This window comes from Microcystis sp. M144S2, from assembly GCF_020246065.1.
In the GTDB taxonomy this organism is placed as follows: domain Bacteria; phylum Cyanobacteriota; class Cyanobacteriia; order Cyanobacteriales; family Microcystaceae; genus Microcystis; species Microcystis ichthyoblabe_A.
In genome coordinates this window covers 20,478-35,234 of record NZ_JADBTR010000006.1, presented here as the reverse complement: position 1 = coordinate 35,234, position 14,757 = coordinate 20,478, and the positions used below count along the sequence as shown (strand labels likewise).

At 41.9% G+C, this 14,757-nt stretch carries 14 protein-coding genes; 5 read left to right on the top strand and 9 right to left on the bottom strand.

What is annotated here, in order from left to right; genetic code table 11:
• The first annotated feature begins 34 nt into the window (after window positions 1-34).
• Window positions 35-250, top strand: a complete 216-nt coding sequence (locus IM462_RS21150) for a hypothetical protein (RefSeq protein WP_419547871.1) — start codon at window positions 35-37, stop codon at window positions 248-250.
• A 192-nt stretch (window positions 251-442) separates the two neighbouring features.
• Here the strand turns inward: IM462_RS21150 and IM462_RS00800 are convergent, their stop codons facing one another.
• Entirely contained in the window at window positions 443-1,717 is a 1,275-nt protein-coding gene (locus tag IM462_RS00800; protein WP_287700559.1) for an O-antigen ligase family protein, read from the bottom strand.
• Between the two features lies 1 nt (window position 1,718).
• Window positions 1,719-2,546, bottom strand: a complete 828-nt coding sequence (locus tag IM462_RS00795; RefSeq protein ID WP_287700561.1) for a YaaW family protein — start codon at window positions 2,544-2,546, stop codon at window positions 1,719-1,721.
• A gap of 97 nt (window positions 2,547-2,643) precedes the next feature.
• Here IM462_RS00795 and IM462_RS00790 point away from each other — a divergent pair, with 97 nt between their 5' ends.
• From IM462_RS00790 to IM462_RS00775, 4 genes are all read left to right on the top strand, one after another.
• Complete coding sequence (locus IM462_RS00790; protein WP_287700563.1) at window positions 2,644-3,588, top strand: NAD(P)/FAD-dependent oxidoreductase; 945 nt, start codon at window positions 2,644-2,646, stop codon at window positions 3,586-3,588.
• A gap of 98 nt (window positions 3,589-3,686) precedes the next feature.
• Window positions 3,687-3,941: a DUF7219 family protein gene (locus IM462_RS00785; RefSeq protein ID WP_104395982.1), complete on the top strand. Its 255-nt coding sequence runs from the start codon at window positions 3,687-3,689 to the stop codon at window positions 3,939-3,941.
• A 386-nt stretch (window positions 3,942-4,327) separates the two neighbouring features.
• Complete coding sequence (locus IM462_RS00780) at window positions 4,328-6,391, top strand: ABC transporter ATP-binding protein/permease (protein WP_287700565.1); 2,064 nt, start codon at window positions 4,328-4,330, stop codon at window positions 6,389-6,391.
• 299 nt (window positions 6,392-6,690) lie between these two features.
• Complete coding sequence (locus tag IM462_RS00775; protein ID WP_287700567.1) at window positions 6,691-7,224, top strand: GNAT family N-acetyltransferase; 534 nt, start codon at window positions 6,691-6,693, stop codon at window positions 7,222-7,224.
• 223 nt (window positions 7,225-7,447) lie between these two features.
• Here IM462_RS00775 and IM462_RS00770 read toward each other — a convergent pair whose 3' ends face one another.
• From IM462_RS00770 to IM462_RS00740, 7 genes are all read right to left on the bottom strand, one after another.
• A complete protein-coding gene (locus IM462_RS00770; RefSeq protein WP_287700569.1) occupies window positions 7,448-8,422 on the bottom strand; it encodes an MvdD family ATP-grasp ribosomal peptide maturase in 975 nt (324 codons plus the stop codon).
• Window positions 8,423-8,527: 105 nt separating this feature from the next.
• Window positions 8,528-9,505 (bottom strand): MvdC family ATP-grasp ribosomal peptide maturase, encoded by a 978-nt coding sequence (locus IM462_RS00765; protein WP_287700570.1) that lies wholly within the window; start codon window positions 9,503-9,505, stop codon window positions 8,528-8,530.
• 42 nt (window positions 9,506-9,547) lie between these two features.
• Window positions 9,548-9,769 carry a DUF2283 domain-containing protein gene (locus IM462_RS00760; RefSeq protein ID WP_069474626.1) on the bottom strand — a complete coding sequence of 74 codons (222 nt, stop codon included), beginning with the start codon at window positions 9,767-9,769 and terminating at the stop codon, window positions 9,548-9,550.
• Window positions 9,770-9,779: 10 nt separating this feature from the next.
• Window positions 9,780-11,060, bottom strand: coding sequence for a rod shape-determining protein RodA (gene rodA / locus IM462_RS00755; RefSeq protein WP_287700571.1), 1,281 nt, complete (start codon window positions 11,058-11,060; stop codon window positions 9,780-9,782).
• A gap of 219 nt (window positions 11,061-11,279) precedes the next feature.
• A complete protein-coding gene (locus tag IM462_RS00750; RefSeq protein ID WP_002733003.1) occupies window positions 11,280-12,341 on the bottom strand; it encodes an Mrp/NBP35 family ATP-binding protein in 1,062 nt (353 codons plus the stop codon).
• A gap of 309 nt (window positions 12,342-12,650) precedes the next feature.
• The gene (locus IM462_RS00745; protein ID WP_287700572.1) at window positions 12,651-13,442 is read right to left on the bottom strand and encodes an MOSC domain-containing protein; all 792 of its coding nucleotides are present in this window, start codon (window positions 13,440-13,442) and stop codon (window positions 12,651-12,653) included.
• Entirely contained in the window at window positions 13,429-14,706 is a 1,278-nt protein-coding gene (locus tag IM462_RS00740) for a glycosyltransferase (RefSeq protein WP_287700574.1), read from the bottom strand. Before IM462_RS00740 ends, IM462_RS00745 begins: the two co-directional genes overlap by 14 nt.
• Between the last annotated feature and the right edge of the window lie 51 nt (window positions 14,707-14,757).

The window sequence follows — 14,757 nt, the reverse complement described above, 5'->3', positions numbered from 1 at the left end:
AGGGGGTGCATCTCATTTTGGTAAATCTACTAATTTGGGATTTTTAAGGGGAAACTTTCTCCTAAAATTGGGCATTACTTTCGGTTTTATCACTCAATCCAAGCTTTTGGGGGGTTCTACCCCCCAAACCCCCCGTTGGGGGCGTGGCGCGGCCACTGAGCCTGTCGAAGTGCCGCCCCCAAACCCCCCGCGCATTAGGTTAACTGTGGGATGCTTACACGCGATTGTTCATATTTTTGTACTAATTTAAGAGTCACTGATAATTGCTGATTGTTGGTATTTCTGCAAGTGTGGGATGCACCCTTATTCAGGAGATTATTTTATTTATTCTCCCCACACCCCACACCCCACACCCCACTTCCCCACTTCCCCACTTCCCCACTTCCCCACTTCCCCAATTCCCACACCCCACACCCCACACCCTACACCCCACTTCCCCAATTCATAATTCATAATTTAACCTTTGACTCACCCCGGCAATAGCAGCCAAGAGAAACCAAACAATAGTATTAATCTTGACATCGGAGAGGGTTACATCGACGAGATTAAATAAAACGCAAGCACCAAAGGCTACCAGATAGGTAAAGATAATTAACTCACCCCCAGCTTTTTGTTGCCGTAAAAAGATAAATAAACGCAACCCTTGGGCATAAATCCAACCCACCCAAACAGACAATAAAATTAAGCCGATAATTCCCGTTTCTGCCATTAACATCAAATATAAATTATGGGGATGACCTAACCATAATCCCTGACTGTTTTCGTAGAGAGGTGTAAAACTGCGTAATCCCCAACCGAATAGGGGTCTTTCTTGGGTCATTTCTAGAGTAAAACGCCATTGAGTTGATCTGAGAGTAGCTAGAGGGCGATTGGGGAACATTTCATCGGATAATCGCGCCCAAATCGCCCTAGGAACCAAAAAACGCAGACTATCCCTGAAAGGATTTGGTCCCCAAGAAGCAAGGGAAATCACCCCTCCCAAGAGGACAAAACCGGCGACTAAGGCATTCCAACCCAGATAAAGGGCGAAAATTAGGCAACCTAAAAAGGCTAAGGCCCAAGCATTGCGAGAATTGCTTAAAAATAGCCCTACACTGTCGATAAATATGGTTAAAGTTAAAAACCCGACTTTGAGATTTAAAAGGTTATTTCTTTGTCTGTGCCACTGCCGCCAAGTTAGAATTAATAAACCGAGGGCTAAAATCAGAGTTATCAGTAAATAAGCCCCCAAAAGATTAGCATACATAAAAACCGAAGACATTCGCCCCAAAGGTTCACCCCCCACCCCGTAGGGCCAGGTAAAAATCCCTTTTAATGCTTCCGGTTTTTGCCAACCGAGAAAAATCTGTCCCCATCCCATCACCACTACCCAAACTGAGGGGATAACCATCACCCAAGCTAGTTGACGCAATTGAGAGGGTTTTTTAATTAATTGCCGAATATTGCTAAAAAAGAAGAAAAAAGGCAGAAAATTTCCTAAACCAATCCAAGCATCCCCCGGAGTTGGGGAAAGACTGGCACTAATCATCAACCAAAGAGTGACGATACCGAGACCTTGATTGAGACGTGACTGGATAATTGCCCGAAAATTGCCAGTAAAAACCCTAATTAAGACGATAATAATGCCGATACCCGCTAACTCCGGCAGGATCAGGGCGATAAAAACTGAAAAAAGTATTAAATTCCACTCCCACCCTTGACAAAAAATCTTTTTCATGCTAGGCAGGTTGCCAACAATCCTCACGAGTCAGACGAATTTGGGCAAGGGCAAAAATAGTCGGGATAATCCGGCCGTAATCGGTGGCGATCGCTTTCCAACCGAGGTCAGCAATAAACCAACCCCATAAAGCCGGTCCCACCAAACTTAACACGGTTCTGACCGCTCCGTACCGGGCCGCCGCCCTAGTCATGCCCTGTTTAGCCGTTTGTAGGGCGATTTGATTAACAATTGCCCCACCCTGGACTAGGGCAGTTTTTGCCCCTTGATAGCGGGCAAAATGGAGAGCGAACTGCCCGGCGATATGTTTAAGCAGAATCGGTTTCAGGATAGAATTAACGGCGATGACGCTGCCGCCTTTGAGGACTATATCGAGGGGATTGTGTTGTAGGTGAACGGGTAAGGGTTGGGGAGTGTGGGAATCCGCGAGCGCCTTTTGAATTTGAATCGAGAGGGATTTTTGTTCCGATGGGGGGAGACGTTTCCAAGCTTTGTTAACGAGGTGAAGATAGATTTCCGCTTCAATTTCCGTTGTCGGCATTTTTTGGGAGTAGGGAACCTTGAGGAAATGACAGACACGGACGAGAATTTGACGATAACTAACTTTTTCGGTTTGACCTTTTAATACTGTCACACCATCGGCAGCTAAATAACGAAAACGATCCTCGACGCTATCTAACCAACTATCCCAATCTTGACTTTGAACGGCGATTGCGTCCGGCGCTCGTAGATAATCGAGAGGGTTAAAACGACGGCAAAAGAGGATGTTAGTGATTTGCTGTAGTTCCTCCTCGGTGGCTAACTCCAAAGCTGTGCGTAGTTCGTCCAATGTGGTTTGTCCTCCTCAGCCCCAATAATCAACTTAGTTTCGCTAGTGCTGATTACTACTAATATTAACTCAAGGGTTCACAGGATTAGGAAGGCTAGTGACAAATTTTTCGATTAAGGTTGGGATCATTGGTGCGGGTTTAGCCGGGTTAACCTGCGCTCGTCAGTTGTGCGATCGAGGTTATACTGTTAAGCTATTTGATAAGTCTAGAGGCATTGGTGGTCGTTTAGCCACGCGACGGGTTAATCGAGCTAATCAAGTGATTGCCGTAGATCATGGCTTGCCTTTTTTGACTATTCAGGGCGAAAAAACGGCGGCTTTAATTGATAATCTGCTGAGAGAGAATATAGTTACTTCTTGGTTTGATTCTAGCTATGTTGCTCCTTCTGGCATCAACAGCGTGGCGAAATTTTTAGCTCAAGGTTTAGAAATTGAACGAGATTTTCTGGTTACTCGTCTGGAAAATCATCAAGAAAAATGGTTTTTAAACAATAACGGTCAAATTCGGGGGGAGTTTTCGGTGATTGTCCTGGCTATTCCCGCCCCGCAAGCGGCGTTATTATTAGAAAACTCTCTCATAACTACTATGCCAGAATTGCGATCAATCGTTTACGATCCCTGTTTAACGGTAATGGCGGGTTATGGCGCTTCTTTACCCGCAGTTGCTCCCGCCACCGATATCGCTTGGTTAGGACTTGATAGCAGTAAACGGCAATCATCCCCTGATTATGTCTTTGTTGTGCATAGTAGTGGAGATTTTGCGGTTAAATATCTCGATAGCGAGGATTTAGAAGCAGTTAAGCTAGATTTACTCGCTCGCGCTTCTTTGCCTCTCCCGGATTGGTCTCAGCTGCACCGTTGGCGTTATGCTTTAGTCCGTCAGGGTTTAGCTGTACCCTGTTTAAGTGTTAATAGTCCTTTACCTCTAGTTGCCTGTGGTGATTGGTGTCAAGGGGGAGATTTATCGAGAAATTCTTCCCTAGAAACGGCCTTAACTTCCGGGATAGCGGCGGCTAATCAAGTTGAGCAGCTACTCTCTTAAGAATCTAGAGACAGGTTTAAATTCTTAGGTTAAGCTTGGGTTAACAAAAGGTTAAATATATAATAATGTAGATATCCTATACTGGGGGGTTGGTCACAATGGAAAAATTCAATTCTAAAGATAACTTTCTCTACCCTAAAACCAGCTACAGGGGTTTATTCACGCCACAAAATTTAGTTTTTAACGCTAACTTGCAGGAATTCGCCCTGAGAGTCTCTTTTATCGCTGGTTTACACACTGGGGGAAAGCTTACCTCCACGGAAGCTTACGAGAAAATTAACCAGCTTTGGCAAGAGTTGAATACCAGTCGAAAATTCCTGTTAGCTAATCATTTTGAGGATGACGGAGATTGAGAGATGGGGGTTTTTCAGTGATCAGTAAACAGTAAACAGTATCTAAAGTGCCACAGTAACAAAAGTGGGTCAAGTAGTTCTTAGTTATCTCAGAGCTTTCTCGCCATAGTTGGCAGTATTCTGAGAGACTGGGACTGGGTAAGTGGCGACTAATTCCGGTTTAGTGGTCAGAATCGAATATTCACAAGACTGCGGATTGTCCATCCGCTCCTGAGCATTTCGGCAGATGACTTAAGGTGATTTTGAGAGCATCAACGACCGGATCATCGGTCACTTTCGTCTTCGAGATAAAAATGTTACCAAAAGACAATAAGAGGTAATTCTGCCGCTAAAATATGATAGCGAGTTGTCAAGAGAACAGTAAAAGAACTGCCAATTGGATCTAGATGCCCCAATATACTACTAAACAAGCAACGGAAAACCCTGTTGTGTCCGACCAGTCCGCCAAGAATCCCTTTTCACTATTTGGTCAATTTTGGGAAAGCCTAAAAATTGTGGCTCAACCCTATTGGTATCCAACGGAGTTAAATGGACGTGCCTTTGGAGATGTGATCATTTCTTGGGGAATGTCAGCTTTGATTCTTTTAAGTATCTTGGCAACGGTGGGGGTAGAAGCTTTTAGTAGCTACTGGAATCGTTATGTACTCGATATTATTATTGAAGATAGAGATCTTTCTAAATATCTAAATACGCTGTGGTTATCCAGTTTGTTGATTATAGGAACAACGGGATTATTTGCTTTTTCTCAATTTATTCGTCGCAAAGTGGCATTAGATTGGTATAAGTGGTTAACGAAACAAACCGTCAAAAAATATCTCAATTATCGCGCTTATTATAACATTGATTTTACCTCGAACTTAAAAAATCCCGATCAAAGATTATCTCAAGAAATTGAACCAATTACGACCATGACCCTAAGGTTGTTAATTACCTTCGTGGAAAAAGGGTTACAAATGATTACTTTTGCGATTATTCTTTGGACAATTTCTCGGCAAATTGCGGTTTATCTAATAATTTATACGCTCGCAGGAAATTTAATAGCAATTTATCTAACTCAAGAATTAAACAAAATTAATCAATCTGAACTTAATAACAAAGCTGATTATAATTATGCTTTAACCCATGTGCGTAACCACGCCGAATCCATTGCTTTTTTTCAGGGAGAAGAGCAGGAAGAAAAAATCATTGAAGGCCGTTTTGAACGGGTTATTCAAAGCTCGGAAAAACTGATCAATTGGGAACGGTTTAATAATCTTTTTAATCGAGGTTATCAGTCAGCGATTAGTGTATTTTCAATGTTTATTTTGACCCCGATGTTTATTAAAAACGAAATCGATTATGGAGAAATTAGTCAAGCGAGTTTATGCTGTTTCCTTTTTTCTAATGCCTTGGGACAATTAATTACTGAATGGGGAACATCGGGTAAAGTTTCCAGTTATATTGAACGGTTAGCTACCTTGACAGATGCCTTAAAAGTTGCCAGTGAAGAGCCGAAAAACTTAAGTCGTATTATCACCCTGGAAGATAATCGTCTAGCTTTTGAAAATTTTACCCTACAAACTCCCGATTATGAAAAGGTAATTGTGGAGAATTTATCGGTTTCTGTCCCTTTGGGAGAAAGCCTACTGATTATTGGCCCCAGTGGTCGAGGAAAAAGTTCCTTGTTACGAGCAATCGCCGGTTTATGGAAAGCAGGTAGTGGTCGTTTAGTGCGTCCTCCTTTAGCTAAAATGTTATTTTTACCCCAACGTCCTTATATTATCCTTGGCACTTTACGCCAGCAATTACTTTATCCCCATACCAATGATCAGGTGAGCGATGAAGAATTAGAAAACATCTTAAAAAAAGTCAACCTGCAACATTTATTAACTGACAAAAATAGCTTAGATAAAGAAGTAAACTGGGAACAAATTTTATCTCTGGGAGAACAGCAAAGACTAGCTTTTGCTCGACTATTAATCACTAAACCCACTTTTACTATCTTAGATGAAGCAACCAGCGCTTTAGATTTGGCCAATGAAGCCAGCTTATATCAGCAATTACAGGAAAGTGAAACCACTTTTATTAGTGTTGGTCATCGGGAAAGTTTATTTAATTATCATCGATGGGTCTTAGAGTTAACAGAAAATTCCCATTGGCAGCTGTCAACTGTAGAAGATTATCAGCGCAAAAAAGTGAATAACCTAGTGATGATGTCAAAAAAATCAGAAAATTTTTCGGCGGTAAAAATAGAGACTTTGTCTGAGGTTAAAACTGAGCATGATGCGGAAATTGCCGGAGTTTCTGAAATAGCCGAAGGTTTGTCCCATCAACAAATGCAGTCCCTAACTGATTATTCTTTAAGTAGCGTTCGTAATCGAGCCAGTTTAGGTAAAATTATTACTGCCAAAGATGGTTTTAATTATCGTTACGATAAAGACCCAAAAACCTTAAAATGGGTGAGAATATAGCTAATGGGGTGACAAACAGATTGAAAGTGAGACAGGGTATGAGGTGTGGTGGGTAGGGTGTAGGGGGTAGGGAAAATTTTTCAGACTTCCCCCTCTCAGGAGAACTAGAGAATGAGGTTTTTGCTGGGTAATACCAATTCTCCAAAGTCTGACTACAGAAGTTTAATCCCCCTAAATCCCCCTTAAAAAGGGTGACTTAAATTCGATGTGTAGTTTTCATTTAGAGAAATGGTATAAGTTGATTAACAAGCTACTAACTGATAACTGATAACTGATAACTGATATAGTAGTTTTATCAAATGAAAGCACTGGAAAAACTGGTGACGGAACGATTATATTTAGTCCCCTTCAAGCTTGAACTTCTCAAGGCCGCAATTATAGGTATCGATGAATTAGCAACAATTTTGTGGGTAAAAGTTGCAGCTGACTGGGCCGAACAAGAGTTGATTCAAGCTTTACCTGATATTGCGAATATTTTGCTGCAATTCCCCTTACAAAATGAGTGGGGGTGGGGGAGTTTAATTATTCATCAAACAGAAAATACTCTTATTGGTCATGTGATGATCAAAATTATTCCTGATGCCACAGGTTTACCCACAGATGCTGTAGAAATTGGCTATCAAGTAGCGCCGTTATATCGACGACAAGGCTACGCATCCGAGGCGACAAAAGCAATGATGGACTGGACACTTTTTCAACCTGGTATGCAAACAGTGACCGCTGGCTGCGCTCCCGATAATATAGCTTCAAAGCGAGTTTTAGAAAAAATCGGCATGGATCTGATAGAAGCACGAGAGAAAGTCTTGGTCTGGAAATTAAGTAGGGTTTGCTGAAAAAGTTTGTTGGTGGGGTTAGGAGTCAGTTATCAGTTATCAGTTATCAGTTCACTGAGAAAACTCCCCACTTCCCCACTTCCCACACCCTACACCCCACACCCTACACCCCACACCCCACACCCCACACCCTACACCCTCTTTCAAGTCAGTAGTCGGGGGGGAAATCGGGAGTCAGAGCCTCGTCGATGCGATAAAATACTCTGGCTCTGTAGTTGTTGGTTTATGAGTTAACTAGGATTTCAGCGATCGCCTGGGAGATAGGAAAATAAGGAGGATAAAGTTCTAGCCAAAAAAACTCGCCAACGGGATTAATTTCTAAAAAGATATAACGTTCATCTGGTGTGACAATCATATCAATTGCACCATAATTAAGACCGAAATATTTCACTAATTCTAGTAGTTGTTTTTCAATAGTTTTCGGTAAATCGTAGGGTTGCCATTGTTGATGGAGCGCTCTTCCCTCTTTTCGCCAATCGTAGATAGCACCGTCTAATTGTTGGGAATTAATCGCCGCCGTAAATATTTGTTCACCGACGATAGTGATGCGTAATTCCAAAGCTTTAGGAATGTTTTCCTGAAAAGTCATGGGACAAAATTGCAAACCTTCCAAATTATCTAGGTCTTCCTTAGTAACAGGACTGGTAAAAACAACCATTTCCTCTTGCTTGTCTCCATAAATAGCAAATTGAGAAAGCATTTTAGTCACAATTCCTGTCGCTTCAAACTCCTGAGCAAATTGCTTGACAGCTTCAGGATTATTAGAAGTTAAAGTCCCCGGAATTAATAAACCTAATTGTTGCGCCACTTGTAACTGCAATTGTTTATGATTGGCATGATCTACCTTAGCAATTGGATCAAGATGAAAACCAGATAAACTAGCAATCATTCCTCGAATACTTAACCGACATTCCTTAAGAGAAGCTTCGCGAAATTGACTATCCATCCCATTGGGTAATTTTAGTCCGTATCTCATGCGTCGATACCAAACAGAAGAAACTTCTTTTAGCTCTAATTTTTGTTCTCCATCGGTAATAATTCCGCCTTTTTGACCGCCTGAGTAAAGATCAACTTTCACCTCTGTAGGGAAGCGATCAGTATCAAAACGGAAGGCTTTTTTCCCCATCGTTTCTATGGCTTTAATTACCAGAGGAATACTTTCATTATCGTGGCTAAAAGTAACAAGTAAAACGGTCATAAATCTCCTGGATGATTTGGGATTGAGAATCCTGATTAGATTTTGGATTGAGAATCTTGATAATCCTAAAATCCTCAAAATCCTGATTAGGTTTTGGTTTGATTTTTAGCATACTAAAAAATCAGCGATCGCATGAGAAATAGGTAAATCTAAATCCCGTTCTAACATTCCCCACTCACCACCCGGATTAACTTCTAAAAAAACGTATTCTCCCCCAGGAGTTAAGATAAAATCAAACGCACCAAAATTCAACCCTAAATTAGCCATAAAAATCTGAAGTTGCTGCAATAGTGAATCAGGTAAAGTATGATGTTGCCAAGCACCAGGATCAATACCCGGTCTTCGCCAATCTACGGCAGAATTATTATACTGAGAAGATTCTAAAGCTCCCACAAATGTCTGTCCATTAACCACGACAACTCTCAATTCTAATTGTTTGGGAATTTCCGCTTGAAAAACCATGGGACAATAGCGTAAAGATTCCGCTTCCTCAAGGTCTTCTGCTTTCACCCTACTGGTATAAAGAAAAAATTCCGGCGACTCCATACTGCGGGCGATCGCAGTTAACAATTTACTCACCATTCGTCCCTGAACCTGGGAAAAAAACTCCCGGGCAGCATCAGGATTATTGGTAACTAAAGTGGGGGGAATAATCAAGCCAACTTCTGAGGCCAAACGAAGTTGTAATAACTTATTTTTAGCCCTCTCAATTTGCGCTAAATTATCTAACCAACGCGCCGACCTTAAACTATCCCAAAAACTAGCCAAAGTCGTCTGGGATTCTCGCACACAAGCCTCCCGAAACTGAGAATCTAAATCCCCTGTTAGTTCAGGTTGCCAAATACGTCTTGTCCAAACAGATTGCACCTGTTCACTATCAATAGATTGATGTTTATAGGTTAATTGATAAAAACTTTTTTTACCATTAAATTGGGCTGTTAGTTGAACCTCTAAGGGAAATTTATCGGTATCTAAGCGAAAAGGTGTGGCTCCTTTTTTTTCTATCGCCTCAGCCACGCGGTCAATCGTGAAAAAATCGCCGCTATGGGTCAACAATAAAACAACTTTAGGCGATTCTTTCATATCAGTGGGAAATTCCTATATTTAAATTTCTTTTTGTCTCTCTTAACTGGCGACAAATTCTGGTTTAGTTGTCAGAATCGAATATTCGCAAGACTGCGGATTGTCCATCCGCTCCTGAGCATTGAGGATTTCTAACCCCACCACGTTCCCCCACTGGTCATAGTCGAGAATCACCCCCGGACTCTGCTCGTCGCTTTCTGTAATTGGCACATTACTTAAGGTGATTTTGAGAGCATCAACGACCGGATCATAGGTCACTTTCATGGCGTTCTCCTTAGTACAAACGCTTACGGGGGCGATAATTAGCCACGGATTCCACTAAACCCAAGGCGATAAAATTGGTTAATAAAGATGAACGTCCATAACTTAACCAAGGTAGAGGAATCCCTGTAATCGGGGCTAATCCCACGGTCATGCTAATATTAAGAATTGCCTGAAAAGCGATCATCGAGAGAACACCGATCGCTATTAAAGAACCGAAGTTTTCTTTAGCAGTATTAGCAATGACTAACAAACGCCAACAAACTAACCAGAAAGCTATTAAAACTAGAATACTGCCGACAAAACCGAATTCTTCCCCGACTACAGAGAAGATAAAATCGGTGTGTTGTTCGGGAATAAAATTTAATTGGGTTTGGGTGCCTTGGTGTAATCCCCGTCCCAATAATTCTCCCGATCCGATGGCAATGCGGGATTGAATTAATTGATAACCTCCCCCCAAAGGATTCTTTTCTGGGTGAAGAAATAGGGTTAAACGATCTTTTTGATATTCTTTTAATAAACCCCAAAAAACCTCGCCTAATTTACCCACTGCCAGATTAGTTGCCACCACGATGAAAGTAGATAAAAAACGGTAGGGAAGGGTAAACCAAGCAAGCACAGCGATGATAATTGCTAAAACAATCCAAGCAGGAAAAAGTAAATTAAACAGAAAAACCGATGCGAGGGGAGATAAGAGGATAATCATCCAAGGCAGTTTCGCATTAGCCCAGTAAATCATGCCTAGGGTAATTGCCCCAAAGACTAATCCCGTCCCCAAGTCCGGCTGCGCCATAATTAACACCCAGGGGATGGCAGTGACGACAAAGACACGAGCGATCGCAAAAAGATTATCGGCGGGACGATGATGTAGGAGGGCTGCTAGGGTGATAATTAAACCTACCTTGGCAAATTCCGACGGTTGCACGTTAAAACTGCCGATATTAATCCAACTTTGCGCCCCATTCGCCGTCACCCCTAGGACAATTACCGCAATTAGGGAGAGATTGGTGAGAAGATAGGTTAACCAGTGCCATTTCAGCAGACTTTCGTAACGACAACGGGCCAGAAATAAAGCGATCGCCACTCCCACGCATCCGAATAACCAGTGTTGCCACCAATCGAGAGCAGTGGTATGTCTTTCGGCACTACGAATCATTAAACCACCGAAAACGGTTAAACCCGTCACCAAAACGAACAAAAGCCAATCAATTTGGGCTATATCACGGAAAATGAAGCTAAACTGCTCACCAAAACCGCTTAGTTTCCTACTAACAAGGGACTGTCTTCTCACCATTTCTCTCCCCAAATTTACTAACTAACTAGGGTTTGCTCAATAAATCTAAAAACATTGTTCGATAAGACTTTTAGACCTTTTTGAAATCCAAAAGTACCGGACATTGGAGTGATTGGGGGGAAAATTTAGGGACTTTTTCCCTGAAAATGGGTAAAACCCTACACCCTACACCCTACACCCCACACCCTGCCCCCACCGAAAAACTTTTTGCCGCAAACCCTAACTATAGGCTGCCACGGATACTTTCGCCGCCACCTGACGAGCGATCGCTATTAGGGCTTTAGCTGAGGCCGATTCTGGTTGCCCCAAGACTACCGGTACACCAGTATCACCACCTTCTCGTAGGGCTATCTCCAGAGGTACACATCCCAGTAAAGGAATGCCCAATTCTTGCGAGGTTTTTTCCCCACCACCGGACCCAAATAGATCATAGGAGCGATCGGGCTGATCGGGGGGAATAAAATAACTCATATTTTCCACGATACCCAAAACCCGCGCCCCTAGCTGTTGGAACATTTTTAAACCCCGACGCGCATCAATTAAAGAAACCGTCTGGGGAGTGGTGACAATCACCGCACCCGCTAGGGGAACCGATTGAATTAAAGTTAATTGTGCATCCCCGGTACCGGGAGGCATATCGACGATTAAATAGTCTAAATCGCCCCAATTGACTTGATAGAGAAACTGACGGATAATGCCGTTTAACATCGGACCGCGCCAGATTACCGGTTGATCGGGGTTGATCAAAAAGCCCATGGAAACCATTTTGATGCCATGGTTGAAAGCGGGTTCCAATATCTCGCCATTTGCGCCCTGTACGGTCACTTGTGCGTCATTTAAGCCCAACATTGTCGGGGCGTTGGGGCCGTAGATGTCCGCGTCTAATAGCCCCACTTTTGCCCCTAAATGAGCCAAGGCGACGGCGATATTGACAGCCACGGTACTTTTCCCCACACCGCCCTTACCACTGGAAACGGCGATAATATTTTTAACCCCCTCCACGCCTTGGCGATCGGGTAAGGCTTTTTGTTGCGGGGTTTCGGCAGTTACCTCCACAGCGACACTTTCCACCCCGGGCAGCTGTTTAACGGCTTTTTGGCAGTCTTCCACGATAAATTCGCGCAAAGGACAGGCGGGAGTGGTCAAAACTAGGGTAAAGCTAACTTTTCCGCCATCGATCGCCACATTGCGGATCATGTTCAATTCCACTAGGCTTTTTTGCAGTTCTGGATCTTGAACGGGACGTAATACTTCTAAAATCGATGCGGTATCAAGGGGCATGGTTTCAGTGTCTCTAATCAAGTATTGTTCTTATGGTTATTTATCTTAACCTTGATGCCCGCACAGTTATCAGTGGGGAGTGGGGAGTTTTTTGCTGTGAACAGTGAACAGTAAGTAGTCGTGCAAAATTAATTTCCTAGTGAAGATAGGCAAGAGGCAAAAGGCAATAGGCAAGAGCGGGGTTAGATATGTGTAATTAATTTTGCTTAGGTACTTAATCAGTGAACTGAAAACTCACATCTGATAACTGATAACTGATAACTGATAACTGATAACTGATAACCCCTATCCCCCTATATCTCTAGATCTCTAGATTACGGTAATAGGATCGCCGACTTTAATTGTACCTGTCTTTTCGGGGATGACATTTTCTCCGAACATGATGCCCCCGGGGAAACGGCGAAAAGTGCTTAAGGTTTTTAAAGGTTCTTGCTGGGGATTTCTCCTACCTGTTTCTTGATCGGTGGTGGTGATAATACAGCGACTACAGGGTTTAACTAGAGCATAATTTATCTCTCCAATTGTGATCTTTTGCCAACTACTTTCGCTAAAAGCTCGATCGCTACTAATAACAATATTAGGACGAAAACGATTCATCGGCACTGGTGCGACTAAACGCCGATTTAAGTCCTCTAAAGAAGCAGTATTAGTTAATAAAATTGGATAACCATCGGCAAAGCTGACGGGAGTATGATCATTCCCTGCATAGCGAGGATTCGCGGAACGTGGATAATCGGGAGATTGTCGCACTAAACGACAGGGAATGTCGAGAATTTTCTGGAACCATTCGGCGATTTCATCCCCTTGATCCATGGCTAGGGTTTGGGATTCCCAGATTTGAACCGCTCTTTTTTCTCCTGTGAAATTAGGCTGGAAAGTCAGGGAATCTTGAGATGTTTTCAGAGAAAAGTTATCTCCTGTAATCGTGACAGAAACCCTGGCTAATTGCGGATATTCCCTTTGAGTGATAAATTTACCCTCGGCATCCACTAACATCATTTCTCGATCCCAGAGTAAACCTTTAGGAGTCACTTCATCTTGGGATAATTGAATACCTCGACAGGATTTAATCGGGTAGATATAGAGATCAGTAACCTGCATTTTCTTTGATTAGTTCTACATATTTTTTCGCCACATCTTCCCAAGTCCAGAGATTAATTTTATTGGGGATATCTTCGGGTAACAAGCGAGGAATTGGATTAAGGATAAATTGTTCTAAACAGTTGGCTAAACTGTCCGCATCTCCCCTAGGATAGAATTGCACTCTTTCGGGACAATTATATAATTCTACCTGTTCTTGAAACACTTCTAAATCGGCAGCGATAACGGGAATACCTTGTAAAATGGCTTCCGCTATTGCTAATCCAAAACCTTCGTATTTTGAGGGAAATACCACACAGGAACAGGTTTGATAATAAAATTGCAAGGTTTCATAGTCTTGATAACCTAATCCCTTGATGTGACTCTCGAAAATTTCTTTATTTTCCCGATAAAGTCGGGTACATTCTTTGAGATAATCTTGGTATTCTTGAGTTTGGGACTGTTGAGACAATTGCAGATTTCCATTAACTAGATTATCGGTTTCTTTGCCAATAAAAACTATTTGAAATTTTAAACCTTTTTTAGCTAGTTTAATGGCTGCTTTGAGCAAAGTTGTATGATCCTTGTAGATACCAAAAGAGGAGGGAAAATAAAAAGTAACTAGATCACTTTTGACTAAATTACTCTTGAGATTAGATTCATCGATAAATCCAGCTAAGGGTACAGATTTTAATTTACTAGCATAGGTAACATTAGGAAAAATTTTTAAAACATCTTCTTTAGTTTTTTGGGAAATTGTGAACAGTATATCAGCCCGATCTAACCATTCTTTTAACGCTTCATTGTAGGGTTCTTGATAGGATTCTGAGTAAGTTAAGGGAGCAAATTGCCAAAAGACATCATAAATAATGCCACTTAAAGTAACCTTGACATTGGGGGGAGAAATCCGATTAGTCATCCCATACAAACAATGATCAGCTTGGTAACGCTTGATAATCTGATTAATTCTTGCTTCGCTGCGTAAAAGTTCAATTCTACGAGAGAAAAGACGATGAATAGAAGTTAGTCCTAGGGTTTTATAAAAATTCGCTAGAAGACCATAAAAATAGATTAATTTTGTTTCAAAACTCTGGGGATAAAAATCAAAATTCTCGTAGATGAGTTTATCGGAATCGGGCATTAAAGATCTAAAATATTCAATTTCCTTACGAGGGAGGACGATAATAATTTGTTCGACGTATTCTAATAAGCTGGGTATTAAAGAGATAATGACTCTTTCCACTCCTCCTTTGCTATAAAATAGGATCGGGATGACAATTTTCATAGATTTCCTTGCAGATAGATGGCAATAAAAAGATTGATTCTCGATTTGAAC

Coding starts and splice junctions, on each gene's coding strand:
- IM462_RS00800 (WP_287700559.1), bottom strand. CDS start 1,717: ATGAAAAAGATTTTTTGTCAAGGGTGGGAGTGGAATTTAATACTTTTT.
- IM462_RS00785 (WP_104395982.1), top strand. CDS start 3,687: ATGGAAAAATTCAATTCTAAAGATAACTTTCTCTACCCTAAAACCAGC.
- IM462_RS00780 (WP_287700565.1), top strand. CDS start 4,328: ATGCCCCAATATACTACTAAACAAGCAACGGAAAACCCTGTTGTGTCC.
- IM462_RS00775 (WP_287700567.1), top strand. CDS start 6,691: ATGAAAGCACTGGAAAAACTGGTGACGGAACGATTATATTTAGTCCCC.
- IM462_RS00770 (WP_287700569.1), bottom strand. CDS start 8,422: ATGACCGTTTTACTTGTTACTTTTAGCCACGATAATGAAAGTATTCCT.
- IM462_RS00765 (WP_287700570.1), bottom strand. CDS start 9,505: ATGAAAGAATCGCCTAAAGTTGTTTTATTGTTGACCCATAGCGGCGAT.
- IM462_RS00760 (WP_069474626.1), bottom strand. CDS start 9,769: ATGAAAGTGACCTATGATCCGGTCGTTGATGCTCTCAAAATCACCTTA.
- rodA (WP_287700571.1), bottom strand. CDS start 11,060: ATGGTGAGAAGACAGTCCCTTGTTAGTAGGAAACTAAGCGGTTTTGGT.
- IM462_RS00750 (WP_002733003.1), bottom strand. CDS start 12,341: ATGCCCCTTGATACCGCATCGATTTTAGAAGTATTACGTCCCGTTCAA.
- IM462_RS00745 (WP_287700572.1), bottom strand. CDS start 13,442: ATGCAGGTTACTGATCTCTATATCTACCCGATTAAATCCTGTCGAGGT.
- IM462_RS00740 (WP_287700574.1), bottom strand. CDS start 14,706: ATGAAAATTGTCATCCCGATCCTATTTTATAGCAAAGGAGGAGTGGAA.